The organism is Pseudomonas sp. GOM7 (genome assembly GCF_026723825.1).
Classification (GTDB): Bacteria; Pseudomonadota; Gammaproteobacteria; order Pseudomonadales; family Pseudomonadaceae; genus Aquipseudomonas.
This window is the reverse complement of record NZ_CP113519.1, coordinates 1,452,759-1,479,072: the sequence shown is the minus strand read 5'-3', so window position 1 is coordinate 1,479,072 and position 26,314 is coordinate 1,452,759. Positions and strand designations below refer to the sequence as shown.

The following is a 26,314-nucleotide window of genomic DNA, read 5'->3' as shown; positions in this document are numbered from 1 at the left end:
ATGACCAGCCGCCCATCTTCCCGTACACCGCAGCAGGCCTTGGCGGCGCTGCTCGACCGCTACGCCCCGCAAACGCTGCTGCTGGTTGGCGCCAGCAGCCTGCCCGCCGTCAGTGCCTTTCAAGCGGCACACCCAGGGTGCCGAATAGACATCGCCCCAGCAGCCCCGCTCGCGACCGAGCTCAGTGGCAAGCGTTTCGACCTCGCCCTGCTGGTCGATTGCCTCGAGCATCTGCCCAAGCGCCAGGGCCTGGAGTTGCTCGCAGGCATACGCAATCTCAATGCCAGCCGCGTCGCCGCGCTGGTGGATCTGGCGGACTGCGACTGGCAGGAAACCGATTTCTTCGCCCTGGCCATGCAGGCCAGCGAGCAGTTCAAACGTGAAGGCCAAATGCTACATCTGTTTACCTATGATCTGCTCGATTACAAGCAAGTTCCCGACTGGTTGAACGCAAAGTTCTGGGCCAACCCGGAAAATTTCGGCAAGTACTGGTGGTGAACCCGATGAGCAATTCCCTTCCAAGCTGCCCGTGCGGCAGTGGCAACCCGCTCGAGCAGTGCTGCGGTCGCTATCACCAGGGCACCCCAGCGCCCTGCGCCGAGCAACTGATGCGCTCGCGCTACAGCGCCTACGTGCTGGGTCTGGTGGACTATCTGATCGCCACCACGCTACCCGCCCAGCAGTCCAGGCTGGCTCGTGACGCCATGGCGGCCTGGAGCGCGCAAAGCACCTGGCTCGGCCTCGAGGTGCATGGCAGCGAGGTGTTCGGCGGCCAACCCGAGCATGCCCAGGTCAGCTTCACTGCCCGCTGGCATGACACCAAGGGAGAGCACAGTCATCGAGAGTGCTCTTCTTTCGTGCAGCACGCTGGGCACTGGTATTTTCTCGACCCGACCGTGCCACTCAAGCACGGGCGTAACGACCCGTGCCCATGTGGCAGCGGGCAGAAATTCAAGAAATGCTGCAGCGCCTATCTGAGTTGATTCCTGACAAGTCTCAGCGCTTCTGCTTGAGTTGAACGAGCCGGGTGTGCCAACCACCGGCCCAACAAGGAGAAGCACATGCACAAGCAAAGCGCCCTCAGCCTCATTCTGGCCAGCCTGCTGGCCGGTTGCGCCAGTGGCCCCGGAGAACACGCCGGGCAATACGTCGATCTCGGCGACAGCCAGCGCGTCACGCGGCTGTTCGCCTACCCCAACAATTGCAACGTCATCTGCTACCGCGACTGGACACTGGAACAGACCGTCGAGCACTACCTCGAGCAGAGCCTCGAACGCGACGGCTATCCACAGGCCAGAGTCGAGGTGAAGCACGAAGGCGAACGCATCCATGCCCATTTCACCGGCGTCCCCCCAGACTACGGCAAGCCGCTCAAGCAGTTGCTCGATTCCGGTGACCTGGCCTACCAGGGCGCCAGCCAACTGAACCGCGACGGCAAGTGGCAGTACAACTGGTATTTCTTCCTGCCGCTGGGCATGGCCCTGGAAAACCGCAAGAGCGTCGAGCTGCTGCACTTCCCACCGGATTATTCCCTGACCCAGGCGCAGGATTATCTACGCTCCAGCACCACGGATCGCTGGGCGTCCTTGCTCGGCTACAACGGCATCCCGTTGGCCCAGACACCTGCCTATCAGACCATCGTCGACATCGCCCCCATCGCCGCGCCGGCCAGCGCCGGTAGCACCCTGGAGGGCGTCTACAGTTACTTCAACACCTACCAGCAGCGCATGGTCAGCGAACTCAGTGCGGGCAAGGGTGGCACCAGTCTGCCCATGGTCGCCTTCGGCAGCCCGGTGCGTGACTGGGTCAAGCAGCAGTATGGCGTGTCCCTGGCAGTACTCGGCCTGGGTCAGATCGACGCAGCACCCGGTCAGCAGGTCGCAGTGCTCGGCGCCAACCACCCCAGCTACATCTGGTATGCAGCCGACCCGGCCAATAATGGGGGCAGCCAGGCCAAGGCCGACGCCACCGGCATCAAGGTCATGGGGCAGGATCTCAGCGCCGCCTGCTGGCAGGCCGGCATGGGCCAGAACCCATCGGGTAATGCCCAGCAGACCCTCAGCGCGTGCACGCAGAAATGGCAGGTGACGGACAAGTTGCAGACCTGTGAGCTGTTCTACGTCACGGTTCGCAAGCTAAAACCGCAAGACGCCGAAGCCAAGTGCAAGAGCCAGGCAGGCTAGCAGACCGCGACCGGGTAAAAGGTCGTGGCACAGCGTAGCCTGGACGCAATCCGGGAGCTTTGCTCAACCTGGCCCCGGATTGCCTCCGGGCCAGGTCAGAGCACTTCATTCCTGCAGCTTGAGGTGGGAAGTATCGGGTGGCGGAGCTGCCGCATCGGCCTTGGCCTGGCCCATATCGCTGCCCACTGGCGCCAGGCTGAACTGCGACAGATCCACGGCAGGCGCCAGCGGCTCGGCCTTGGCCTCCTGCAGATCGCTGCCCACCGGGGCGATGCCGAAATCCGGCGCATCCACCTCGCTGAAGGCGGCCATGTATTCATCGCGCGGCGCCACCTGCAAGCGCCCAGGCCTCGTTGCAGCGCCTGGCGCGACCTCGGCAGGCGGCGGGGCCAGCTCCACCTCCTCGATGGGCATATCCATGTCGAGCACCTCGACCAGGGCCCCGGCACGCTCCAGTGTCGACCGGTACTTCTCGGCAGCGGTGGCGTCGAGGTTGTTCTTGATCACGATACGGCGCCCGGAAAACAACTGGGCGATGCGCTGGGCGTCAGCCTGGAACAACCGGGCCAGATTGGCCTTCACCGTCTCTGGATCGGCACCCGGCACCAGTTGCCCGGAAAAGGCGATCTCGTAGCGACTCATGGTCACACTCCTGTCCTATTCGCCGCTCAGTATGGCGCAGCTTTTTACCGCCTCACAGCGACGCCATCTCAGCTTGCCCATGTCGAGTCTCTCGCTGTGCCCGGACACCGTCTGGGCAGCCACTTGAAGGCCCTGACACAGTGATCGACACAGGCGGAAAATAATTGACGCCCATCCAGGTTGCAGCCAAGCAGTTGCTTGTTACACTGGAGCGCATCGGGGGTATGAAATGTTTTATCAGGCGCAAACGATAAGAATTATCAGCCTAATGATGTTTGTGGGCCTCGCCAGCGGCCTCGCTGGATGCTCCACCTGGATGACAGGTGGTTTCAAGGACCCGGACGTCCAACTCATCAAGGTGGATGTGATCAAGGCCAGGCTGCTCGAACAGGAGTTTCGCCTGCGCTTTCGCATCGACAACCCCAATGGCGTCAGCCTGCCAGTGCGCGGGCTGGTATACGACATCACGCTCAATGACATACCTCTGGCCGAGGGTGTTTCCAACGAATGGTTCACCGTGCCCGCCCATGGTCACCACAGCTTCGAGGTGCCCGTGCGCACCAACCTGTGGCGGCACGTGCGCCAGGTGGTGAAGATGCTGGAAAAACCCGACCAGCCCATCCGCTATAGCCTCAGGGGCGAGGTGAAGACCGGCATGTTGTTCGGTCGCAGCGTGCACATGAGGCGCAATGGCGAGATAATCCCCGGCGATTTCATCCCGGAGTGACCTCATGAGCAACACACCCCACGTTCACGGCCCTGACTGCAACCACGACCACGATCATCAGGAGCACGGCCATGTGCATGGCCCACATTGCAACCACGGCCATCAGGAGCCGGTGCGCAACGCCCTGAAGGATGTCGGCCGCAACGACCCCTGCCCCTGCGGCAGCCAGAAGAAATTCAAGAAGTGCCACGGTGCCTGACTCGGGCATGAGTACGCTCGGCCTGACGCTGCTGGTTCTGGGCCTGCTGCTGATCGCGGGCCTGGCCACTTACGCCTGGTACCTCTGGCGGCGCGTCTGGGCACGGCAGAACGCCCAGTTCCAGGCTCAGCGCGAACGCCTGCAGCGGCTCGGTGGCGACCTGCAGATCCTCGCCAGCAGCCTGCTGGATGAACAGCTCCCGCTGATCGAAGGCGCCATCCGCATCAAGGTGCTGCTGGACAACTACGACAGCGACCTGAGCAACGACAGCCGCTGCCTGGTCTTCCATCAGCTCTTCGAGGCCACCGCCGACGTGCCCACCCATGCGGCCTGGAAAGCGCTGGACAAGGCCGAACGGCGGCGCTTCGAGCAGCGCTTCAACGTCCTGGAACTGCAGCACAAGGCTGCCGCGCGTACTGCCGCACGCTGGTTGCTGGACGAAGGGCTCAAAGGGCCTCAGGCAAACGTCTGAGCCCTCTTGCCAGGCAACCTCGGCCTCTTTACCTTGGCGCCTTTGTGGCCAGTCATCGCATGATCGGCTTCACCCTCCGCACACCAAGGAACCTCGCCATGCGCACGCTGGCCCGCCTGACGCTTGCCGCCTCCCTGATCAGCCTCGCCGGCTGCCAATCCCTGCTCAACAGCCGCTACGCCGACAGCGTGCCGCCCACCCGAGGCGTGGAGCGGGTCAAGGGCGTGGCCGAAAGTGCATCGGTCAGGCGCAACGCCCTCGGCATGCCGCTGATCGAATCGAGCACCTTCCACGACGCCCTGTTCACCCTGGGTTACGTGCACGCCGGTGACCGCCTCAGCCAGATGGTCGGCATGCGCCTGCTAGCCCAGGGCCGCCTGGCAGAAATGGCCGGCCCCGGCGTGCTGGAGATGGATCGCTTCATGCGCGCGGTGAACTTGAAGAAGAGCGCCGAGATTCTCTACGCCGACGCCTCGCCGCGCCTGAAGCGCTTCTTCGAGGTCTACGCACGCGGCGTCAATGCCTACCTGTTCCGCTACAAAGACCGCCTGCCGATGGAGCTGGCCGAGTCCGGTTATCGCCCAGAGTACTGGAAGCCAGAGGATTCGGTGCTGCTGTTCTGCCTGCTGAATTTCGGCCTGTCGGTGAACCTGCAGGAAGAGATCGCTGCGCTGACCATGGCCCAGCAAGTCGGCGTCGACAAACTGCCCTGGCTGCTGCCGATCTACCCGGACGAGCCCCTGCCCTTCGCCGAGGCGGAAAAACTCGCCGGCCTCGACCTCAAGGGCCAGTTGCCGGACCTGCAGGCGATTGCCCGCAGCGCCGCGCAGATCGCCGACCAGCACATGCTTGGCGTCGCTGCCTCGAATAACTGGGCCATCGCCCCCGAGCGCAGCCGCGGCGGCAGGAGCCTGCTGGCCAACGACACCCACCTGCCACTGAGCATGCCCTCACTGTGGAACTTCGTGCAGATTCGCTCGCCCAGGTATCAGGCCGCAGGCGTTTCCCTGGCCGGCGTACCGGCCGTGGTCGCTGGCTACAACGGCAAGCTGGCCTGGGGCATGACCATGGTCATGGGCGACAACCAGGACATTTTCCTCGAGCGCATCAAGCGCGAGGGCAGCCGCCTGATGTACCAGGCCGACGGCAAGTGGTTGCCGCTGCAAGAGCGCCAGGAAACCTTCTTCATCAAGGGCGAGCGCCCGATCCGCGAGACCCTCTACGAGACCCGCAATGGCCCACTGCTCAATACGGTACTGGGCGAGCGCAAGCACATGCTGCAACCACTGCCCCTGCAGAGCAGCTATGGCCTGGCGCTGAAAACCACCCAATTCGAGCGTGACAAGAGCCTCGACGCCTTCTTCGAGCTGTCCCGCGCGCAGTCGGTGGACGAAGCCTTCGAGGCCGCGCGGGAAATCCGCGCCATGCCGCTGAACATCGTCTTCGCCGACGCTCAGCACATCGGCTGGCAAGTCACCGGGCGCTATCCCAACCGTCGCGAAGGCCGTGGCCTGCTGCCGTCACCTGGCTGGGACGAGCGCTACGCCTGGGACGGTTTCGCCGACCCCATGCTGCACCCTTATGACCAGGATCCGCCGCAAGGCTGGCTGGGCACCGCCAACCAGCGCAGCGTGCCACCAGGTTACGGCATGCAGCTTTCCAGCTCCTGGTACTACCCGGAGCGCGCCGAGCGCATCGCCGAGCTGGCCGGCAATGGCCGTCATGACCAGCGCAGCATGATCGCCATGCAATACGACCAGACCTCCACCTTCGTCGCCAAGCTGCAGGCCATGTTCAATGACCCGACCATGCACGAGGCGCTGCGCCAGGCTATCGCCGCCCTGCCCGCCGGCCAGCGCGAACGCGCCGATGAAGCTTTGAAGCGTCTGATGGCCTTCGACGGCAAGCTGGCTGCCAGCTCGGCCGATGCTGCCATCTACGGAGCCTTCCTGCAGGAAAGCGCGCGGCAGACCTTCCTCGACGAACTCGGCCCGGAAACCAGCCCGGCCTGGAAAGCCCTGGTGGAAACCGCCAATACTTCCTACTCGGCGCAGGCCGATCACCTGCTCGGTCGCCCTGACAGTCCATTCTGGGACGACATCCGCACCCCGCAGAAAGAAGACAAGCCCGCCATCCTGGCGCGCAGCCTGGCCGCCAGCATCGACCTGCTGGAAAGCCGCCTGGGCAACGAACGGCGAAACTGGCAATGGGGCAAGCTGCACACCTACCAATGGGTCACCGACACCACCCGCCTGGCGCCGTACATGAGCGCCAGCCAGCGCACCAGCATCAACGCGCTGAAAGGCTACCTGGATCGCGGCCCCTACCCGGCCGGTGGCGACTACAGCACGCTGAACGTCTCGGGCTATCCCTGGGGCGAGAACTTCGACACCTTCCTGATCCCGGCCATGCGCATCGTCGTCGACTTCTCTGCTGAGGAGCCGCTAATCGGCGTCAACAGTTCGGGCCAGTCCGGCAACCCGGCCAGCCCGCACTATGCCGACGGTATCAAGGCCTGGCTCAAGGGCGGCTACATGAGTTTCCCGTTCAAGGCGGAGAATCTCGACAAGGTCTACGGCAACCAGCGTTTGCTGCTGGTGCCAGGCAAATGATGACCGTTCGTCGGGCAGCGCTGAACCTTTAGCTCAGCGCCCCACTCTGAATAATCGACTTACTCCATAGATCATCTTTGAGGCGCCTCTGGCGCCTTTTCTTTTGCCTGCATTCCGTGCCTTTCTGATCTGGCAGTCTGGCCCACAAGGAGCTTCTTCAGACTCACGGCACGGCCCACGCGCCCCAAGCCGGGGTATGCAGAAGACATCCAGCCTATAGCCAGTCGGCTCATCATCACCGTGGCAAGCGTGATTGCGCTACAAGCCCCATCTGGTACGGGTATCAAGAGCCTCCTGGCTGGATGTAAACCGTGATACCGGACTGCTTTTCCCAGGCATCCAAGAAGAACCCTTTTACACCCCACCATAAAAAAGCCCCGCCAATGGCGGGGCTCAACAGGAGCTACTACTCGTGAAGCGGCTTAGAACACGTACTGCAGACGCATGCTAACTGCATCACCGTCATCATCACGGTTGCTGTTGGTGACCTTGTCAGTAGATGCTTTCAGGTAGTTCGCCGATACCTTCACAGCCTCGTTGGCGTACCAGTTGACACCGACGGTGTGAATCTTGGCCTTGGTGTCGACGAAGTCCGACTCTTCAGCCTTGATGTTGTCGTAGCGGTAGAAGACTTCCCAGGCACCCATCTGCTTGTCGTTCGGCTTGATGCTGTCGAACTTGCCGCCGTCAAGCTTGTAGCCACGAGCTTCGCCGGTCAGGGTGTAAGCCACTTGCACGTTGTAGCCAGTCGCTTCGCGATCATTACGGACGGAACCCGACTTGGCGTCGATATCACGCTTAAGGTATTCACTCTGCACCGAGAACGGGCCGGCAGCGAAAGCTGCTTCCAAGCCCCAGGCGCTGTCAGCATCGAACTGGCCAGTCACAGCAGGAGCGAAATCCGGGCGGTTGCCGTTGACGCTATCCTCGGTGGTACCACGAACCCCCATACGGGAACGGACTCGACCATCGAAGTCCTCGGTGCTGCGCTTGGCATAGTCTACGCCGAAGTGCAGCACGTTGCCGGCCTCAGCCATCGGTGCGAAGACCGCACGCAGGTTGTAGGTATTGTTGTTCTTGCCGTTTACGTCTTCATTGCCCTTGGCGCGATTGAAGCCGGCCGAACCGTAGAACATGTCGCCAGCTACGCCGCTGACCTGCATGCCCATACCGTCCTGCTTGTCGTTGACCCAGTCAGCCAGGTCATAGATGGCAGAACGCTCGATGGCGGTGATCCACTTGGAGCTGGTGGCTTTTTCCAGGCCGAAGTCCGGATCGAAACGACCGATCTTCACGTTGACCGGCTTGAAGCCAGTGTAGGTGATGGAGGCTTCATCCCACTTGCTGCTGCCGCTCTCGCCGAAGTCGACGTTGAAGGCATATTTCCAGTCGGTGTAGGCGACACCGGAGATCTCGAGGATTGCACGACGGAAGTAGGCTTCGTTGGCAGTCTTGCCGTTCTTCGTGTAAATGCCATCGAACTGGTCGTAGTCAGCTTGCAGACGACCGCCCAGCTTGAAGCCAAACTGCTTGTCGGTGGTCGAAGCTTCAAAGCCGCCTTTGGTCTTGATCACGATATCGGCGCCGTCAGTGGTAACGGTACCGGCGAAAGCCTGGGCGGAGACGGCCAGAGCCAGAGCGCTGGCTGCGAAACCGGCGAAGTGCTTACGGATCATCGAGGATTCCCCTGTTGACTTTAAGTGTTGAAAACACCCGAGCAATGGCTCGTTCGTGTTGGGGGGAATCTTGGCGAGGGGTTATTTCAGCGCAGTTGCCGATATATAAAGATTTGGTTACAGCGGAACTTTTTAATCCGCTTGCTTATAAGGCATATAGCCAGATTCACGATGCCTGCAGTCGTGGCCCGAACAGGATGATGCCGGCACCGACCAGGCATAGCACAGCGCCCAGCCAGTCGCTGACCAGCGGCCGGCTCTTCTCCACCCAGGCCAGCCAACCCAGTGAGGCAACGATGTAGACGCCGCCGTAAGCCGCGTAGGCGCGCCCGGCAAAGGCAGCCTCCACCCGTGTCAGGAGCAGCGCGAACAGGGTCAGACTGAGCAGGCCGGGCAGGATCCACCACGCACTGCGGTCGAGGCGCAGCCACATCCAGAAGGCGTAGCAACCAGCGATCTCGAACAGGGCGGCGAGCAGGAACAGCAGGTAGTTGAGCATCATCTCTTAGCCGCGCAGACTGCCTTCGCGCTCCCAGGCACAGCGCACGCGCAAGGCGCCTTCCTGGGGGCTGTGAAAGCCACTATCGGACTCCCAGCGGAAGGTATGCATGCCGTTGAGTTCGGTCTCCAGATGCACCACGGCGCTGGCCCAGTACAGGCGCTTGAGCAACGTCTCGAAGGCCTCGATCCACAGGTTCCATTCGTATTCGACGCTGCCATAGCTGGCGCCGAAGTGAATCACCTGGGTCTGGTACAGCCCCGCCCCGGGCAGCTCGCAGAAAGAGAACATTTCCCGACCGAGGAAGGGCCACAACTCCCCGGCCGGCAGCTCGGCCAGGACGCTGCGGTTGCTTTCGCGGCGCAGGTGACGCTGCTCGGGGTCATCCGACGGCCAATCGCGGATACAGCCATAGACGATGGATTCGGACTCCATACCGGCACTCCAGAAAAAACAGACAGCCTTCTAACACAGGCCGCCAGCGCACGAAAGGAACTGCCGCCGATAATCAGCGACGTGCAGGCTGCCTGCGCCCCAGGCGCCAGGCCAGGCCCACCATGACCAGCGCCATTGTACTCAGTACCGCGAACGGCAAGCGGTAACTACCGGAGAGATCACGCGCCAGCCCGGTCAGGATAGGCGTCAGGCTGCCCAGGCTGTAGCCAGTGAACAGCATCATCGCCGTCCAGCGACTGACCGCCAGTGGCGAACCGGCTTCATAGAGTGGCAACACCAGCGACAGCGAGAAGGAACCGCCCAGCGAGAAGCCCATGGCGAATGCCCAGACCTCCGGCATCAGGCTCGGCATGAAGGTAATCATGCTCAGGCACAGGCAGGTGCTCAGGCCGCATGCCATCAACAGGCCGTAGCGCGCATCGAAGCGCTGGGCCAGCCAGGGCAGCAGGAAGGAACTGGGCATGCCCATGAGCATGATGATGCTGAGCAGCGAGTTGCTGTGCAGCATGCTCAGGCCCGCCTCGTGATAACGCGCGACTATCCAGGTGGCGATGGCATAGAACAGCCCGGCCTGCAAGGTGAAGAAAGCGCTCACCAGCCAGGCCTTGGGCACACGCCAGGGCAAGCCGGCAGCTTCGCCGTCCGCCGTACTGCTCATCCGGTTAGGCAGGCTTATCCACAAGGCTGTCGCGATCAACGCCGGGACTGCCCAACTCGCCAGCCCCAGATCCCAGGCATCGCCGAATAGCTGGGTCAAGGGTGCGGTGAGCACCGCACCAGCGCCGCCACCGATGGCCATGCCCAGCGAGTACCAACCCACCACACGGCCGACCTGGTCGGCGAAATGGCGCTTGATGAAGCCCGACAGCAGTGGCCCGGCCACGGCAATGGCCGCACCGAGCAGGATCGCGCTGCCGATCAGCAGGCTGCTCTGCCGGGCGGCCAGACGCAGCGCCAGCGCCAGGGTGATGGAGGCCAGGCACAGCATGATGGTGCGCTCCAACCCCCAGCGCTGGGCCAGACGTGGCGCCAGCGGCGCGAGCAGCCCCATGCACAGCACCGGCAGGGCGGTGGTCAGGCTGATGAAGCCACGGCTCAGGGAAAGCTCGGTGGCGATGCGCTCGATCAGCGGCGCGAGGGAAGTGATACCGGGGCGCAGGTTGATCGCCGCCAGTATCAGGGCCAGCAACATCAGGCCCCGAGAAAAGGCAGTCACGAAGGCTCCACACTCAGTCGGCCGGCAGGCCGGGGGGCGCCACCCTACCCCCGAAGCCCCGATGAGGCAAGCCTGTCAGCCAGGAAAACTGACTGACCGATCAACTCATCGAACGCGCCTTGCTGCGCATCTTCTCGGCCATGCTGGCCATTTCGTCGTACAACGCCTGCGGGTTCTTCTGCTTCAGAGCCCAGGCCATGCGTCCCATCTCGTGCGGCAGAATGAGGAAGCTGCCCTTGGCCATTTCCGCATGAATGTAGTCGGCGATATCGGCTGCGCTGATCGGCGAGCTTTCCAGCAGCTTGCCCACCTGCGCCTTCATCGCCGGAGTCGGGCCACGGAAGGAGTCGAGCAGGTTGGTCTGGAAGAACGATGGGCACACCACGTGCACGCCGACTCCCTGCTCACGCAGCTCCACCAGCAGGCTTTCCGACAATGCCACCACACCGGCCTTGGCCACGTTGTAGTTGCTCATAGCCGGCCCCTGCATCAGCGCCGCCATGGAGGCGATATTGACGATCCGCCCCTGGCTCTTTTCCAGCAACGGCAGGAACGCCTTGCAGCCCTTGACCACGCCCATCAGGTTGATGGATATCTGCCAGTCCCAGTCCTCCAGCGACAGTTCACCGAAGAAACCACCAGAGGCCACACCGGCATTGTTGACGATCACGTCGATGCCGCCGAACTTCTCCTCGCAGGCTTGGGCCAGGGCGGTCAATTGACTGTAATCGCGCACGTCGCAACGCTGCACGAAGCCATCGCCACCAGCCTGCCGCACCAGCGCGAGGGTTTCCGCCAGGCCGGCCTCGTTGACATCGGCCAACGCCAGCTTCCAGCCATCACGCGCCCAGCGCAGGGCGATTTCACGCCCCAGCCCGGAGCCTGCGCCAGTGATCATCATGCGGTTTTGCATAGCGGCCTGCCTTTGAATGTTCGGTTGCAATGGCTGGCAGTGTAGCCAAGGTGCACACCTCTCCGCGCCTCCATCAGCCTCATGAATGAAGCAGGCAAATCAGTGTGCAGAGCGCTTGCGGTGACGCCAGACCAGGCCCGCATAGACAACCCCATTGACCGCGACCACCAGCACCGCGAGCCCTAGCTGAATCTGCGGGGTCAGCCCACTGGGGTAAATCACCGGCAACAGGTAATACTCGACGAAACTGCCGGAATACCCGGCATCACCAGCAGCATGGCGGAGCTGGTTTTCCCAGGGAGTCAGCGGGCAGATTAGCTGAAAAGCCTCGACCACTATGCCCCAGGCCACGGCCGGCAGGTGCAACCAGCACAGCCGTGGCCAGCGCCAGACCAGCAGCCCGCCAAGCATCACGAACAGGATGAACATCAGGTGCAGCAGCACCACTGCATCGGCCGCCAGGCGCAGAAGCATTCCCATCTCCTCGGTGAAGGGTATCCAGGTTTCGACAAAGATACCCCGGTACCAAGACCCCATGAACAATAGGCGATACCTTTCGATGAAAAGCTATCGATTCAACAAGACTATCGACACCATGCAAAGGCCGAATTTCATTTCGCGCCTCCAGAGCACTAGCCTGGCCACATCGGTAAATGATTCTCATCGAGGTGTGCCATGCTCAAGACCCTGACCTTCACCATCATGCATTTCTGCATCGCTTTCGGCGTCGCCTACCTACTGACGGGCAGCATCGCGGTCAGTGGCCTGGTGGCTGCGGTCGAGCCGCTGTGCAACTCGGTCGGTTTCTATTTTCACGAGAAGATCTGGCAGCGCTTCGAGAAACGTCGCCAGGCCCCGCAGGAACGGCCCAAGCATGCCTGGTTGCATCACCACGCCTGACTTGCCAGCCCCCACCTCCTGCGCGGCATACTCGGCGCCAGGATCGAAGCTATCGTCATGCCGTGCCTCGTTCGTAAACGCTAGATAACCCCGGCTCATTGGCAGGCAAAGCGAACGCCATGGCACTTTGCCCGACTTGGCGTTGTCATAAACCCGCTGCTTAATCCAACGATCTCTTCGCAAAGGGACTTATCCTTCATGTCCAGCCTTGCACGACTGACCACCTGGTTGGGTGGCCTGCTGTTCTGTGTATCCGCCGTTGCCGCCGATATCGACGTGCAGAGCTACGGCTACCCGCTGGCCAATCCTTTCGAGGCCACCATTACCACCACGCCACCGGCACTGCGCCCCACCCTGCCGGATGACGCCGATATCGACCAGAGCGACTATTCGATACGCCTGCGCCCCGAACGCGAATTCGAGCTGTCGGAGAATTTCTGGCCGGTCACACGCATGCATTACCGCCTCGCCAGGCAGAAAGGCCGCGCACCGCTGATCTTCATCATCTCCGGCACCGGCGCCAGCTACGCCAGCAACACCACCGAATACCTGAAGAAGCTGTTCTACGGTGCGGGTTTCCACGTCGTACAGCTCTCCTCTCCCACCAGCTATGACTTCATGGCCTCGGCCTCACGCTTCGCCACACCGGGTTACAGCCCGGATGATGCTGAAGATCTGTACCGCGCCATGCAGGCGGTACGCGCCCAGCATCCCAATCTCGAGGTCAGCGAGTTTCTTCTTACCGGCTACAGCCTGGGTGCCCTGCATGCGGCCTTCGTCAGCCATCTCGACGAAACCCGCCGTGCCTTCAACTTCAAGCGCGTGCTGATGCTCAACCCGCCGGTGAACCTCTACACCTCCATCAGCAACCTCGACAAACTGGTGCAGACCCGCGTACAGGGCATCAATAACAGCACCAACTTCTATGAGCTGGTGCTGGGCAAGCTGACCCGCTACTTCAACGACAAGGGCGGTTTCGATATCAACGAAGCCATGCTCTACGACTTCCAGAAGTCCAGGGAGCACCTCACCAACGAGCAGATGGCCATGCTCATCGGCACCTCGTTTCGCTTCTCCGCCGCCGACATTGTCTTCACCTCCGACCTGCTCAACCGCCGCGGTCTGATCACCCCACGTGGTTACCACATCACCGAAAGCACCAGCCTCACCCCCTTCTTCCAGATGTCCCTGCGCTGTGATTTCGATTGCTACATGACCGAACAACTGCTGCCCATGTGGCGCGCCCGCTACGACGGCGGCAGCCTCAACCAGCTCGTGCAGCAGACCAGCCTCTACGCCCTGGAGGACTACCTCAAGAGCAGCGACAAGATCGCCGTGATGCACAACGCCGACGACCTGATTCTCGGCCCGGGTGACATCGGTTTTCTGCGTCGCACCTTTGGTGACCGCCTGACCCTCTACCCGCGTGGCGGGCACTGCGGCAATCTCAACTACCGCGTCAACGCCGACGCCATGCTGGAGTTCTTCCGTGGCTAAGCACAGCATTCTCATCGTCGCCCTGCTGCTGGCCAGCGGGCAAGTCATGGCCGAGCGCCGAGTCGATGCCGACGGCTTCACCAATCCGCTGCAGTACCTCAAGTTCAACCCTGGGCTGGATCAGCAGGAGTTCGAGCGCGCCTCCAGCGACGCCCTGCAGGTGCCCGACCCCTGGGAACCCTGGAACCGGCGGGTCTACCACTTCAACTATCGCTTCGATCAGTGGGTCTTCCTGCCGGTGGTCGCGGGCTACCAATACGTCACGCCGGATTTGCTGCAAACAGGCGTGCACAATTTCTTCAGCAACCTCGGCGAAATCCCCAGCCTGGCCAACAGCCTGCTGCAGCTCAAAGGCAAACGCGCGATGAACAGCACCGCGCGCCTGCTGTTCAACACCATCATCGGCATCGGCGGCATCTGGGATCCGGCCACCGCCATGGGCCTGCCCCAGTACCGCGAGGACTTCGGCCAGACGCTCGGCCATTACGGCGTGCCGGCTGGCCCCTATCTGATGCTGCCGCTGCTGGGGCCTTCCAACCTGCGTGACACCAGTGGCCTGGTGGTGGATTACGGCTTGGAGAACGCGGTGAACTACCTGGACTACACCGATGCCAGCAGCGAAAACCCCGGTCTCAGCGTCTTGCGCGGCATCGACCAACGTGCCAACACCAGCTTCCGTTATGGCCAGTTCAACTCGCCGTTCGAGTACGAAAAGCTGCGCTACCTGTACACCGAATCGCGCAAACTGCAGATCGCCGATTGACCGGCTACCGGCTCATGCATCGAACCATTCGATACATGAGCCGAAATTTTTTCACCCAAATATCGATTCAATCGGCCTAGCATGACGTCATGCCACCTTTTCAGGAGCCTGCCATGACCACGCAACGCCGCATTCTCAGCATCCAGCCCGGCCAACCCGCCTCCGATGGCGCTGGCGTGCGCCTCAACCGCGTGATCGGCGGCTCGGGCCTGGAACGCTTCGATCCCTTCCTGATGCTCGACGAGTTTTCCACCGACAACCCCGACGATTACATCGCCGGCTTCCCGCCGCACCCGCATCGCGGCTTCGAGACGGTGACCTACATGCTCGAAGGACGCATGCGCCATGAAGACCATCTGGGCAATGTCGGCCTGCTCGGCAGCGGCGGCGTGCAATGGATGACCGCCGCGCGCGGCATCATCCACAGCGAGATGCCCGAGCAGGAGTCCGGCGCCATGCGCGGCTTCCAGCTCTGGCTCAACCTGCCCGCCAAGGACAAGCTGGGAGAAGCCGGTTATCGCGACATTCCCGCTACGGATATTCCTCGCCTAACGACGGCAAAGGGTGTGGAAGCAGTGGTGATCGCTGGCGAATTCGACGATGGCGAGATTCGTCAGACTGGCGCCGTGCAACGCCCGCATACCGAGCCACAATTGTTCGACCTGCGCCTGCCAGCCGACAGCGCCATAGCGCCCAAGCTGCCGGATGGACATCGAGTGATGCTCTACGTCTACCAAGGTGAGCTGAACCTGCCGGATGCGAGCCCGGAGCCGATCAAGGCAGGTCGTCTGGTGCGCCTGTCGGACGAAGGCGCGCTGCACCTGGCTAGCAGCCAGGGCGCCGGCGTGCTGCTGATCGCCGGCAAGCCACTGCACGAACCCATCGTGCAGTACGGCCCGTTCGTGATGAACAGCCGTGAAGAGATCGAACAGGCCCTGCGCGATTTTCGCGATGGCGTGCTGGCCTGACTATCAGGCCATCTGCACCACTTCGGCCAGCCCGAGAAAAGCGCAGAGCTCCGCCTTACGCGCCATGGCGTCCTGGTAACCCAGCTCGATCAGCTCGTTACAGTAGCCCGGCTCGAACAACAGGTAACTGAGCACGCCGGCACCACCAGCCTTGGTCGCGCCTGGGCCACGCAGGAACAGGCGCAATGCTCTGGGCATTTCCCGCCGATGGCGGGCGGCAATCTGATCCAGCGGCCGGCTCGGCGCCACCACCAGCACCTCCACGGGCTTCAGCCCGAGGCCGTGCGGGCGTGACTCGCCAGGCAGCATGGTGCTCAGTTGATTGATCCGGTTGAGCAGCTCGATATCGCTTTCCAGACTATCGATGAAGGTGCTGTTGAGCATGTGCCCACCGATCTGCGCCAGGGTCGGTGGCCGCAGACCGGCACCCCTGCTCGGCGGCTCGGCAGCCTGGCCATTACCACTGACCCCGATCACCAGCACCCGGCTGGCGCCCAGGTGCAGGGCCGGGCTGATCGGTGCCGACTGACGCACCGCACCATCGCCGAAATACTCGCGACCGATTCTCATGGGCGGAAATATCAACGGAATCGAGGCACTGGCCAGCAGGTGGTCGAGCGCCAGGCGTGTGGGGATACCCAGACGACGATGGCGGAACCAGGGATCGATGGTCGCCCGCCCCTGATAGAAGGTCACCGCCTGGCCACTGTCGTAGCCGAAGGCCGTCACCGCCACGGCGCGCAGTTTGCGCTGGCGCACCGCCGCGGCGATTCCGGAGAAATCCAGCTCCTGCTGCAACAGATCACGCAGTGGCGAGCTGTCGAGCAATGCCACCGGCGTGTCACGCCCCAGACCGAGCAAGCTGTGGGCGATGAAGCGCGAAGCCTGACGCAATACGCCGGGCCAGTCGCTGCGATACACCTGATGAGTATGAAAGCGCTGCCACACCATGGTCAGGCGCCGCACAGCCTCACCAAACTGCAAGGCGCCACAGGCCAGGCTGACGGCGTTGATCGCCCCGGCAGAAGTGCCGACGATTACTGGAAAGGGATTGTGCGACGCGTCTGGCAGCAGGTCGGCGATGGCGGCCAGCACCCCGACCTGATAGGCCGCACGGGCACCGCCACCGGACAGGATCAGCCCCGTGACGGGCTCATGCGGACGGGCTATGACGGTCATGGGCGATCCTGTTTTTTTGTTTGAGTATAGAGTGACTAACGGCGCTTTCCGTAAAGCTTCGGTTCACCCTCGGGACGCGTCTTGAAACGACGGTGTGCCCACAGGTATTGCTCGGGGCAAGCACTGACCACCTGCTCGACCCACTGATTGATGCGCAGGCAGTCGTCCTCTTCGCTCTCACCCGGAAAATTCGCCAGCGGCGGATGGATCACCAGACGATAACCGCTGCCATCGTCCAGGCGGCGCTGGGTAAAAGGCACCACGCGCGCCTTGCCCAGGCGGGCGAACTTGCTGGTGGCGGTGACGGTGGCTGCCTGGATACCGAACAGCGGGACGAAAATGCTCTGCTTGCGTCCGTAATCCTGATCCGGTGCGTACCAGATGGCGCGGCCGGCGCGCAGCACCTTGAGCATGGCGCGGATGTCCTCACGCTCGATAGCGCTGGCATCGAGATTGTGTCGCTCACGGCCACGACGCTGGATGTAATCGAACAGCGGGTTCTTATGCTCACGGTACATGCCATCGATGGTATGCAACTGCCCGAGCAACGCGGCGCCGATCTCCAGGGTGGTGAAGTGCACAGCCATGAGGATCACCCCCTGCCCCTCGGCCTGAGCCTGCTGCAGGTGTTCGAGACCTTCGACGTGCGCCAGTCGGGCCAGACGCGCCTTGGGCCACCACCAGCTCATGGCCATCTCGAAGAAGGCGATACCGGTGGAGGCGAAGTTCTCGCGCAGCAAGCGCTCGCGCTCGGCAGCGCTCATGTCGGGAAAGCACAACTCCAGGTTGCGGGTGGCGATACGCCGACGCGAACCCGCCGTGCGATACATCAAGGCTCCCAGTGCACGTCCCAGCTTCAGTTGCAGGCCATAGGGCAACTGCACCACCAGCCACAGCAGCGCGAAGCCCAGCCACAGCGGCCAGAAGCGCGGATGAAGGAAGTAGGGACGAAAGCGGGGGCGATCCATGAAGGGGTTCCAGTTACGAGCAAGGCCGCGCATTCTAACAGGCTGTTGAAAAACTACCTGCGTTGGCAATACTGCGTTTAAAACATCAAAATGCTCATTTACAGCACGTAAACTCGAGTGCGGGCCCAGTCCTTTTTGACTCACTGCGTTCGCCCTTCGGGTCAGCCTTCGACTGTTACTCCCGCTGGTCGTTGCGGCTGTTTTTGCGGGGCCGCCATCGGTATTGCACTGCCTGCCTCGGCTCGGGCTTCCTGCTTCGCTCTACCTCCTGCATCCATGCAGTCGTCGCCTACGTTTTTCAACGGCCTGCTAACGCAGTTTTCCCACCAGCTCGGACACCCGGCCTGGTGCATGGCCCGCGCACATGGCGCGGCAACGCCCGAATCGCTCGTCATCCCCATGATCTCCATTGGCCAGCAGGCGCCGTGCTGGTTGCGGCCTGCAGCTCGAATCGCTATAAGTCCGGCATCTTTCGCATCGCCAGAAGGCCCATCGCCTCACCATGAGCCAAACCGACCTCCTCGCCCAAGACCCCGTATTCCAGCTCAAGGGCAGCATGCTCGCCATCACCGTGATGGAACTGGCGCACAACGATCTCGAGCGCCTCGACGCGCAACTGACGGAAAAGGTCGCCCAGGCCCCGGCCTTCTTCAGCAACACACCGCTGGTGCTGGCGCTGGACAAGCTACCCGAAGGCGAAGGTGAACTTGACCTGGCCGAACTGATGGCCGTCTGCCGTCGCCACGGCCTGCGCACCCTGGCCATCCGCGCCGCGCGCGAGAGCGACATCGCCGCCGCCGAGGCCATGGACCTGCCGGTACTGCCGCCTTCCGGCGCGCGCGAACGACCCATCGATCCGACGCCGCCCAAAGCCCCGGAGAAACCGGCCGAGCCCGTGCATCGGCCCAGCCGCATCATCACCACCCCGGTACGCGGTGGCCAGCAGGTCTATGCCCAGGGCGGCGACCTGATCGTGCTGGCGCCGGTCAGCGCTGGGGCGGAACTTCTCGCCGATGGCAACATCCATGTTTACGCCCCCATGCGCGGCCGTGCCCTGGCGGGAGTCAAAGGCAACGCCCAGGCACGTATCTTCTGCCAGCAGATGGGCGCCGAGATGCTCTCGATCGCCGGCCACTACAAGGTCGCCGAAGATCTGCGCCGCGACCCGCTATGGGGCGATAGGGTACAGGTCAGCCTGTCAGGGGACGTGTTGAACATCACCCGTCTTTAACGGATACTTCCGCCACTTTTTACGGACATAAAAAGGGCATCTGGAGGCCTTGGTTGGCCTCGGATTCCCGCGTTTTATTCATTTTTTGGGGTGAATCACCTTGGCCAAGATCCTCGTAGTCACTTCCGGCAAGGGTGGCGTCGGTAAAACCACCACCAGCGCTGCCATCGGTACCGGTCTCGCCCTGCGCGGGCACAAGACCGTCATTGTCGACTTCGACGTCGGCTTGCGTAACCTCGACCTGATCATGGGCTGCGAACGCCGCGTGGTGTACGACTTCGTCAATGTGGTCAACGGCGAAGCCACCCTGACCCAGGCCCTGATCAAGGACAAACGCCTGGAGAACCTCTACGTACTGGCCGCCAGCCAGACCCGCGACAAGGACGCCCTGACCCAGGAAGGTGTCGAGAAGGTCATCAATGAGCTGTCGCAAAACTTCGAGTACGTGGTCTGCGACTCGCCGGCCGGTATCGAGAAAGGCGCGCACCTGGCCATGTACTTCGCCGACGAGGCCATCGTCGTGACCAACCCGGAAGTGTCTTCGGTACGTGACTCCGACCGCATGCTCGGCCTGCTGGCCAGCAAGTCGCGCCGCGCCGAACAGGGCGGCGAGCCGATCAAGGAACACCTGCTGCTGACCCGCTACAACCCCGAGCGCGTCACCAAGGGCGAGATGCTCGGCGTCGAAGACGTCGAGGAAATCCTCGCCATACGCCTGCTCGGCGTGATCCCCGAATCCCAGGCCGTGCTCAAGGCCTCCAACCAGGGCATTCCGGTCATCCTTGATGACCAGAGCGATGCCGGCCAGGCCTACAGCGATGCCGTCGACCGCCTGCTCGGCAAGGACATGCCACACCGCTTCCTGGATGTGAAGAAACAGGGCTTCCTGCAACGCCTGTTTGGAGGTCGAGAATGAATATTTTCGACTTCTTGCGTTCGCGCAAGAAGGAAACTACCGCATCCATCGCCAAGGAACGCCTGCAGATCATCGTCGCCCACGAGCGTGGCCAGCGCACCCAGCCGGATTACCTGCCAGCCCTGCAGAAGGAACTGGTCGAGGTGATTCGCAAGTACGTCAACATCGATCAGAAGGACGTGCAGGTGGCACTGGAAGATCAGGGCAGTTGCTCGATTCTGGAACTCAACATCACCCTGCCCGATCGCTGATCGAGCAGGGTGACGCTCACGGCGGCTTCGGCCGCCGTGTTCGTTTGTAGCAACACGCACCTGTAGGAGCGGATTCCTCCGCGAAGCGTCTACAGGCCAAAAGCATCGCGAATGAATTCGCTCCTACACCAGCCCACACACCATGCCGCTGAGCCAGATCGAAATACTCCACCAGGACGCCGCCCTGCTGGTGATCAACAAACCCACCCTGCTGCTGTCGGTGCCCGGCCGCGCCGATGACAACAAGGATTGCCTGGTCACCCGCCTGCAGGAAAATGGCTACCCCGAAGCGCGCATCGTCCATCGGCTGGACTGGGAAACCTCCGGCATCATCGTCCTCGCCCGCGACGCCGACAGCCACCGCGAGCTGTCCCGGCAGTTCCACGACCGCGAAACCGAGAAGGCCTACACCGCGCTGTGCTGGGGTCAGCCACAGGCCGATAGCGGCAGCATCGACCTGCCGCTGCGCTACGACCCGCCGACCAAGCCACGCCACGTGGTCGATCACGAACTGGGCAAGCACGCCCTGACCCACTGGCGCATCATCGAACGCTACGGCGACTGGTGCCGGGTCGAACTTACCCCCATCACCGGCCGTTCGCACCAGTTGCGCGTGCATATGCTGTCCATCGGCCATCCGTTGCTGGGCGATCGCCTCTATGCCTATGACCAGGCCCTGGCCGCACATGAGCGTCTGTGCCTGCACGCCAGCATGCTCGCCCTGACCCACCCGCAAACGGGTGAGCGCCTGCGCTTCGAGTGCCCGGCACCGTTCTGATCCTCCCGATTACTCCAGAGCATTGCCCACCCACCTCATCAGGATTGTGTGGGCGTCGGTAACACCTACCCCGCAAACCAGAAGAAAGTTGGCTACCCAGGTCAGCCAGCACTGCCAATCCTGAAAGTTGGCACGGCTGGTTCCTCCACTCCTTGGAGAAGCCTGACCAACCTTTGGCAGGCTGCCGTATAGGCGCTGCAGGCCTGAAGAGACGATGCCAGCCGGTACATCGACGTGGACGCAGGTAGTGCATAGGGATGTTCGAGAACAACGATGAAGCGCGGCTCATCCAGTTGCAGCACATCGGCAGGTGCTATCGGCTGGCCGACAGGACGCTGCCGATCCTGCAAGACGTCAACCTGGTCATCGAACGGGGAGAAAGCTGCGCCCTAATCGGCCGCTCCGGCTCGGGCAAGAGCACCCTGCTCAACGTTCTGGGCTTGCTCGACCGTCCCGATACAGGGAGTTACCACATCAATGGCACGGACATCGCCCAGGCCAGCACGGACGACCTGGCTGCGCTGCGCAACCGCCTGATCGGTTTCGTGTTCCAGAGCTTCAATCTGCTGCCTCGGCTCAGTGCGCTGGATAACGTCGCCCTGCCCCTCACCTATCGCGGTATCCCGCCAAAGCAGGCACGTGTGCAGGCACATGCCATGCTCGAACAGGTCGGCCTGGCAGAACGCGGCGACCACCGCCCCGCCAGCCTGTCGGGCGGCCAACGGCAGCGCGTCGCCATCGCCCGTGCGCTGATCGGCAATCCCGCGCTGATCCTCGCCGACGAGCCGACCGGCAACCTGGATGCCGCCACAGCCCAGGAGATCATGAAGCTGCTGATTGACCTCAACAGCCGTCAGGGTGTCACGCTGATCGTGGTCACCCATGACCCGGATATCGCCAGCCGCCTGGCACGTCAGATCGAAGTGCGCCAAGGGCAGCTATACGAGTCGACCCAGCGATGATCGCCGTGATACCGGAAACGGGCGGCCCGACTGTCAGGCAGATCCTGCTCGAAGCCATTGGCAGCCTGCGCACACTGGGCAAACGCGCCTTGCTGGCCCTGCTGGGTATCGTCATGGGCAGTTGTTCGGTGGTCGCCCTGCTCAATATCGGTGGCAATGCCGCGACACAATCGCTGGCGATCTTCCGCAACCTGGGCAGCAACACCCTGATCTTGCAATTACCCCCACAGGCGCAGGGGCAAGACGGCCTGCCCCTGCGCCTGGATGTCGACACGCTGCGCCAGGAAACGCCTGCCATCGCCAGCCTGGCGCCGCTGATGAGCTACGGTGCCCCTGCGATATTCAATGGCCAGCAAAGCAATGCCAACATCATCGCCACCACCCCTGAGCTGTTCGAGGCGGCACGCCTGCCCATCGAGGCAGGTCGCGCACTGTCGAGCTTCGATCGCCGAGAAACCTATGCCGTGATCGGTGCATCGCTGGCCCAGGCGCTGAGCCAGCCCAACGCTCCACTCGGGCTTGGCGACCGCTTGCGCCTGCATGCCTATCAGTTTCAGATCGTCGGCATACTCAAGCAGGAAGCCCCTGGCCTGTTGCTGCCGTTCAATGCCAACGAAACCCTTTTCATTCCACTCGAAGGCATGCCACGCCTCGACCCCCATGCGCACCTGAGCCATGTGGTGGCCCGCGCCAAGAGCGCCGAACAGGTGCCGCTGGCCGGGGAGCAGCTAAGTGCAGCGGTCACTCGCCGCCTTGTGGGGAGCAGCCAACCCACTCTTTCCTATGCACAGCAGATTCTCGAAGGCATGCAGCAGCAAAGCAGAACCTTCACCTACCTGCTCGCCGCCCTTGGCCTGGTTTCCCTGCTGGGTGGTGGAGTGGGGGTGATGAACGTGATGCTCATGAACGTCAACGAGCGCCGCCGGGAGATCGGCATACGCCTGGCCTTGGGGGCACGCCAACGCGACATCCGCAACCTGTTCCTGGTCGAAGCGCTAGCACTGACCAGCATCGGCGCGCTGTTCGGTGCCACGCTGGGGGTGGCGGGCGCATGGGGCTACGCCCAAGTCTCGGGTTGGGCATTCTCGCTGGAACCGGGAGCGCTACCACTGGGGCTCGGCAGCACCCTGCTGGTCGGCCTGTTCTTCGGCCTGCATCCGGCGATGACCGCCTCACGCCTGCAACCGGTGGAGGCCTTGCGTGATGAATGAACGGCTGGTAGTTGCCGTGCTCCTGGTCATGGCATGCGTTCCGTCCCAGGCAGCACGAGAGCAACCGCTGAGCCCTTCGGCCCCCAGCATGCCGGCCCCAGCAAGCCCGGTTCTGCTCAGCGAGCAAATGGCGGACTTGTCCCTGCTCGATGCCGTCTTTCTCGGGCTGCGTAACAACCGCTCGATCAAGAGCGCCTATCTGTGGCGGATCGCCGACAAGTTCGACCTGCGGGTAGCTGAAGACGCCTTCAGCCCCAAGCTATATCTGTCCAGCAGCTACCGCGCTGCTCGCGGCCATGATGATCGTGAGCGCAGCGCTCAGCTCGGCGCGACAACCACGCTGCTGGGCGAGTACGGCACGCGCATCAGCCTTGGCTGGAACAAGTACCACAGCGAAGCCGACATGGCTGGCTGGCGGCGCAACGACGGCGTCGACTTCAGCATCATCCAGCCACTGTTACGCGGCGGTGGACGAGAGGTCACCACGGCCCCGCTGCGGCTCGCCCGCCTCACCGAGCAGGCCAATCGTCTCGGGCTCAAGGCCAGCATTGCGCAGACCGTCTCAGCGATCATCTATGCCTATCGCGACCTGCTACGTGCTCAGGAGCAACTGCGCATCGCCAAGGCCGCCTTGCAGCGCTCGCGGGAGTTGCTGGAGGTCAACCGCGCCATGATCCAGGCCGGACGCATGGCAGAGTTCGATGCCGTGCAGACCGAAGCCAGCCTGGCCAGCCAGGAACTCGGCGTGGAAGAGGCGGCTAACCTGGTGGACACCAGCCGGCTCGAACTGTTGCGCCTGCTCGCGCTGGATCTCTCCTCGCCCGTGCGGGCGACCGACACCCTGCAGGCAGAGGCGATAGAGATCGACCCCGAGCAGGCCATACGCCTGGCCGAACATCAGCAACCCGACTATTTACGCCAACTGATCCAGCGCCAGCAGGCGGACATCAACCTGCTGCTCGCCAAGGATCAGAGCAAGTGGGATCTCTCCGTCGAGATTGGCGCCAGTCAGGCACGCGACCGTTATGGCTCCCCCTACGACAACGGTGCCCAGAGAAGCTGGGATAGCTATGCCGGGCTGCGCCTGGACATTCCCATCGGCGACCTGAGCCGACGCCAGGGCGAAGTCAGTGCGCGGGTCAACGTCGAGGATCAGCAACTGCAACTCGAGGAGGCTCGGCAAGCACTGATCCGCAACGTCAAGGATGTGGTGCGTGACCTCGGCACGCGCTGGCGGCAATACGAGATCGCCCAGCGCGGCGTGGAGCTGTCCCAGCGCAAACTGGCGATCGAACGGGACAAGCTGGCCGCCGGACGTTCCAGCAACTTTCAGGTACTCAGTTTCGAGAACGACCTGCAGAGCGCCGAGAACGCCCGTCTCAACGCCCTGATCGCCTACCTCAACGCACAGACGCAACTGGATCTGACCCTGGGCATGACGCTGGAAAGCTGGGAGATCATCATCAATGACCATTGAACTGACGCACCGGCGCGGGCTGCGCCTGGCGTTGGCCGCCCTAGCCTTGCTGCTCGGCACGGCCGCTACCTTTTTCTTTCAACCTCGCTCAGGCGCTAGCGCCGAACCCAGCTCCGGCCACTGGCTGGCGGTACAACCCAGTCTTCTGGAACATCGCATCGGCCTGGTCGGACGCATCGAGCCAGAACGAACTCTCACCATCAGCGCCCCCTTCAACGGCAATGTCGCGAACCTCTTCGTCGAACCGGGGCAGCGCGTGGCCAAAGGCGAGCGCTTGCTGGAAATGGATGCCAGCGAGTTGGAAATGCAGGTACGCGACGCCCTGTCCACCTTGCTCAAGGCACGCCGCAACGTGCGAGAACTGCAGGACTGGGAAAACGGCCAGGAAGTCAGTCGCGCCCGCCGCGCGTTGCGCAGCGTGCAGATGAGCCTGGACGGCAACGAGCAGAAACTCAAGGAAACCCAGGCCCTGCACGAAAAGGGCATCGTGCCTCGTAACGAGCTGGAAGACCTGCTGCGCCAGACCCGTCTCCAACGCCTCGACCTGCGCGCGGCACAAGCCGAGCTGGAAAGCGCGCTCCAGCGTGGCCAAGGCGAGTACCGGCAGATCGCCGAAATGGAATTGACCAATGCCGAGGTCAAGCATCAGGCCCTCAAGCAACAACTGGCAGCACGTGAAATAAGGGCGCCGTTTTCCGGCATCGTCGTGCAAGCCCCAGGCATCAGCGCCGAAGAAGCAGCCAGAGGCCCACTGCAGGTTGGCAGCCGCGTCAGCCAGGGGCAACCGCTGTTCGGTCTAGCCAGTATCGAGGGGCTGAGCGTTATTGCGCGTGTCGCCGAACTCGACGTCAACCAGCTCCAGGAAAGCCAGGCGGTGGAGGTCACCGGCGACGGCTTCGAGGGTCAGCAGTTGCACGGCAGCGTCAAGGTGGTGGGCGGGCAGGCGCTCAGCGGCGCCTCCAGCGGCAGTTCGCAATTCGAGGTGGTAGTAGCCATTCCCGCCCTGAATGAAGCGCAGATGCGTCGCGTCAGACTCGGGATGAGCGCCAAGCTGAGCATCCTCACCTACCGTAACGCCAAAGCGCTGGTGGTGCCGGCCGCTGCTTTGCAGCAAGACGGACAACACTGGCGCATCGACTACCGGAGCACGCCGCAGCAGCCCATGAGGCAGGTCGAAGTCGAAACTGGCCGCTCGATGCCCGAGGGCGTGGAGGTTTTCGGTCTGGAACCTGGCTATGTCCGAGTGCCGGACTGATGGCACAAAGCCCCGCCCCCCATCCATTGGTATGGCAAGGAAACAGCGAATGAGTACGTTCTTCCCAAATTCCCATATTTGACCGAACGATCAGAGTCCCTCCCATCCTTGGCTGGGGTTTCCTTTCGCCTGAGAGGATTACCTTAGATAGCAGATATCGAAACAGCTCATCCGCAGATATTCGATCTGCGCTCTTTGAACTGCCTCGACTCAACTGCCACATCATGGAGCTTGAATCAGATGGACTTGCTCACCGACAAACTTTTCATCCTTTCCCATTTCCTGTCGAGCCGATATTTCTTCGTGCTGCGCACAGGTCATCCATTTATTTCTTCGGCCAGTCGCCGCTGAAGAAATAACAAC

28 protein-coding genes are annotated in these 26,314 nt (G+C 62.5%); 19 read left to right on the top strand and 9 right to left on the bottom strand.

Annotated features, from left to right (window positions below):
- The 3 genes from OU800_RS06655 (at nucleotide 1) to OU800_RS06645 (ending at nucleotide 2,183) form a co-directional block, all read left to right on the top strand.
- A complete protein-coding gene (locus OU800_RS06655; protein WP_268182196.1) occupies nucleotides 1-498 on the top strand; it encodes a DUF6231 family protein in 498 nt (165 codons plus the stop codon).
- Between the two features lie 5 nt (nucleotides 499-503).
- Entirely contained in the window at nucleotides 504-983 is a 480-nt protein-coding gene (locus tag OU800_RS06650) for a YchJ family protein (protein ID WP_268182194.1), read from the top strand.
- Between the two features lie 78 nt (nucleotides 984-1,061).
- On the top strand, nucleotides 1,062-2,183 hold the full coding sequence (locus OU800_RS06645; protein ID WP_268182192.1) for a hypothetical protein: 1,122 nt from the start codon (nucleotides 1,062-1,064) through the stop codon (nucleotides 2,181-2,183).
- A gap of 105 nt (nucleotides 2,184-2,288) precedes the next feature.
- Here the strand turns inward: OU800_RS06645 and OU800_RS06640 are convergent, their stop codons facing one another.
- A complete protein-coding gene (locus OU800_RS06640) occupies nucleotides 2,289-2,825 on the bottom strand; it encodes a hypothetical protein (RefSeq protein WP_268182190.1) in 537 nt (178 codons plus the stop codon).
- Nucleotides 2,826-3,054: 229 nt separating this feature from the next.
- Here OU800_RS06640 and OU800_RS06635 point away from each other — a divergent pair, with 229 nt between their 5' ends.
- The 4 genes from OU800_RS06635 (at nucleotide 3,055) to OU800_RS06620 (ending at nucleotide 6,835) form a co-directional block, all read left to right on the top strand.
- Nucleotides 3,055-3,552, top strand: coding sequence for an LEA type 2 family protein (locus OU800_RS06635; RefSeq protein WP_268182188.1), 498 nt, complete (start codon nucleotides 3,055-3,057; stop codon nucleotides 3,550-3,552).
- A gap of 4 nt (nucleotides 3,553-3,556) precedes the next feature.
- Nucleotides 3,557-3,751, top strand: coding sequence for an SEC-C metal-binding domain-containing protein (locus OU800_RS06630; protein WP_268182186.1), 195 nt, complete (start codon nucleotides 3,557-3,559; stop codon nucleotides 3,749-3,751).
- 7 nt (nucleotides 3,752-3,758) lie between these two features.
- Nucleotides 3,759-4,223: a DUF2489 domain-containing protein gene (locus OU800_RS06625; protein WP_268182184.1), complete on the top strand. Its 465-nt coding sequence runs from the start codon at nucleotides 3,759-3,761 to the stop codon at nucleotides 4,221-4,223.
- A gap of 98 nt (nucleotides 4,224-4,321) precedes the next feature.
- Nucleotides 4,322-6,835, top strand: coding sequence for a penicillin acylase family protein (locus OU800_RS06620; protein ID WP_268182182.1), 2,514 nt, complete (start codon nucleotides 4,322-4,324; stop codon nucleotides 6,833-6,835).
- A 422-nt stretch (nucleotides 6,836-7,257) separates the two neighbouring features.
- On the opposite strand, the gene OU800_RS06615 is transcribed toward OU800_RS06620, so the two are convergent.
- The 6 genes from OU800_RS06615 to OU800_RS06590 form a co-directional block, all read right to left on the bottom strand.
- The gene (locus OU800_RS06615; protein WP_268182180.1) at nucleotides 7,258-8,511 is read right to left on the bottom strand and encodes an OprO/OprP family phosphate-selective porin; all 1,254 of its coding nucleotides are present in this window, start codon (nucleotides 8,509-8,511) and stop codon (nucleotides 7,258-7,260) included.
- A 166-nt stretch (nucleotides 8,512-8,677) separates the two neighbouring features.
- Nucleotides 8,678-9,010, bottom strand: a complete 333-nt coding sequence (locus tag OU800_RS06610; RefSeq protein WP_268184221.1) for a YnfA family protein — start codon at nucleotides 9,008-9,010, stop codon at nucleotides 8,678-8,680.
- Nucleotides 9,011-9,016: 6 nt separating this feature from the next.
- Nucleotides 9,017-9,445: a hypothetical protein gene (locus OU800_RS06605; RefSeq protein ID WP_268182179.1), complete on the bottom strand. Its 429-nt coding sequence runs from the start codon at nucleotides 9,443-9,445 to the stop codon at nucleotides 9,017-9,019.
- Nucleotides 9,446-9,518: 73 nt separating this feature from the next.
- A complete protein-coding gene (locus tag OU800_RS06600; protein ID WP_268184219.1) occupies nucleotides 9,519-10,658 on the bottom strand; it encodes an MFS transporter in 1,140 nt (379 codons plus the stop codon).
- A 124-nt stretch (nucleotides 10,659-10,782) separates the two neighbouring features.
- On the bottom strand, nucleotides 10,783-11,595 hold the full coding sequence (locus OU800_RS06595) for an SDR family oxidoreductase (RefSeq protein WP_268182178.1): 813 nt from the start codon (nucleotides 11,593-11,595) through the stop codon (nucleotides 10,783-10,785).
- Nucleotides 11,596-11,694: 99 nt separating this feature from the next.
- Entirely contained in the window at nucleotides 11,695-12,069 is a 375-nt protein-coding gene (locus tag OU800_RS06590; RefSeq protein WP_268182177.1) for a DUF2784 domain-containing protein, read from the bottom strand.
- Between the two features lie 201 nt (nucleotides 12,070-12,270).
- On the opposite strand from OU800_RS06590, the gene OU800_RS06585 reads away from it, so the two are divergent.
- The 4 genes from OU800_RS06585 (at nucleotide 12,271) to OU800_RS06570 (ending at nucleotide 15,723) form a co-directional block, all read left to right on the top strand.
- Nucleotides 12,271-12,495: a DUF2061 domain-containing protein gene (locus OU800_RS06585; protein WP_268182175.1), complete on the top strand. Its 225-nt coding sequence runs from the start codon at nucleotides 12,271-12,273 to the stop codon at nucleotides 12,493-12,495.
- A 198-nt stretch (nucleotides 12,496-12,693) separates the two neighbouring features.
- Nucleotides 12,694-13,992, top strand: coding sequence for a serine/threonine protein kinase (locus OU800_RS06580; RefSeq protein WP_268182173.1), 1,299 nt, complete (start codon nucleotides 12,694-12,696; stop codon nucleotides 13,990-13,992).
- Nucleotides 13,985-14,755 (top strand): MlaA family lipoprotein, encoded by a 771-nt coding sequence (locus OU800_RS06575; RefSeq protein WP_268182171.1) that lies wholly within the window; start codon nucleotides 13,985-13,987, stop codon nucleotides 14,753-14,755. The genes OU800_RS06580 and OU800_RS06575 overlap by 8 nt, the downstream gene beginning before the upstream one ends.
- A 113-nt stretch (nucleotides 14,756-14,868) precedes the next feature.
- On the top strand, nucleotides 14,869-15,723 hold the full coding sequence (locus tag OU800_RS06570) for a pirin family protein (protein WP_268182169.1): 855 nt from the start codon (nucleotides 14,869-14,871) through the stop codon (nucleotides 15,721-15,723).
- A 3-nt stretch (nucleotides 15,724-15,726) separates the two neighbouring features.
- Here the strand turns inward: OU800_RS06570 and OU800_RS06565 are convergent, their stop codons facing one another.
- Nucleotides 15,727-16,902: a patatin-like phospholipase family protein gene (locus OU800_RS06565; protein WP_268182167.1), complete on the bottom strand. Its 1,176-nt coding sequence runs from the start codon at nucleotides 16,900-16,902 to the stop codon at nucleotides 15,727-15,729.
- Nucleotides 16,903-16,937: 35 nt separating this feature from the next.
- Entirely contained in the window at nucleotides 16,938-17,870 is a 933-nt protein-coding gene (locus OU800_RS06560) for a lipid A biosynthesis lauroyl acyltransferase (protein ID WP_268182165.1), read from the bottom strand.
- A 502-nt stretch (nucleotides 17,871-18,372) separates the two neighbouring features.
- On the opposite strand from OU800_RS06560, the gene minC reads away from it, so the two are divergent.
- The 8 genes from minC to OU800_RS06520 all read left to right on the top strand — a co-directional run bounded on the left by minC (nucleotide 18,373) and on the right by OU800_RS06520 (nucleotide 25,951).
- Entirely contained in the window at nucleotides 18,373-19,101 is a 729-nt protein-coding gene (gene minC, locus OU800_RS06555) for a septum site-determining protein MinC (protein ID WP_268182163.1), read from the top strand.
- Between the two features lie 100 nt (nucleotides 19,102-19,201).
- Nucleotides 19,202-20,017 (top strand): septum site-determining protein MinD, encoded by an 816-nt coding sequence (gene minD / locus OU800_RS06550; RefSeq protein ID WP_268182161.1) that lies wholly within the window; start codon nucleotides 19,202-19,204, stop codon nucleotides 20,015-20,017.
- Nucleotides 20,014-20,268, top strand: coding sequence for a cell division topological specificity factor MinE (minE, locus tag OU800_RS06545; RefSeq protein WP_159970531.1), 255 nt, complete (start codon nucleotides 20,014-20,016; stop codon nucleotides 20,266-20,268). The genes minD and minE overlap by 4 nt, the downstream gene beginning before the upstream one ends.
- A 142-nt stretch (nucleotides 20,269-20,410) precedes the next feature.
- On the top strand, nucleotides 20,411-21,046 hold the full coding sequence (locus tag OU800_RS06540; RefSeq protein ID WP_268182157.1) for an RluA family pseudouridine synthase: 636 nt from the start codon (nucleotides 20,411-20,413) through the stop codon (nucleotides 21,044-21,046).
- 257 nt (nucleotides 21,047-21,303) lie between these two features.
- Entirely contained in the window at nucleotides 21,304-22,008 is a 705-nt protein-coding gene (locus tag OU800_RS06535) for an ABC transporter ATP-binding protein (protein WP_268182155.1), read from the top strand.
- Nucleotides 22,005-23,219 (top strand): ABC transporter permease, encoded by a 1,215-nt coding sequence (locus OU800_RS06530; RefSeq protein ID WP_268182154.1) that lies wholly within the window; start codon nucleotides 22,005-22,007, stop codon nucleotides 23,217-23,219. The genes OU800_RS06535 and OU800_RS06530 overlap by 4 nt, the downstream gene beginning before the upstream one ends.
- Complete coding sequence (locus tag OU800_RS06525; protein WP_268182152.1) at nucleotides 23,212-24,696, top strand: TolC family protein; 1,485 nt, start codon at nucleotides 23,212-23,214, stop codon at nucleotides 24,694-24,696. Before OU800_RS06530 ends, OU800_RS06525 begins: the two co-directional genes overlap by 8 nt.
- Nucleotides 24,686-25,951 carry an efflux RND transporter periplasmic adaptor subunit gene (locus OU800_RS06520; RefSeq protein ID WP_268182151.1) on the top strand — a complete coding sequence of 422 codons (1,266 nt, stop codon included), beginning with the start codon at nucleotides 24,686-24,688 and terminating at the stop codon, nucleotides 25,949-25,951. Before OU800_RS06525 ends, OU800_RS06520 begins: the two co-directional genes overlap by 11 nt.
- Nucleotides 25,952-26,314 lie beyond the last annotated feature (363 nt).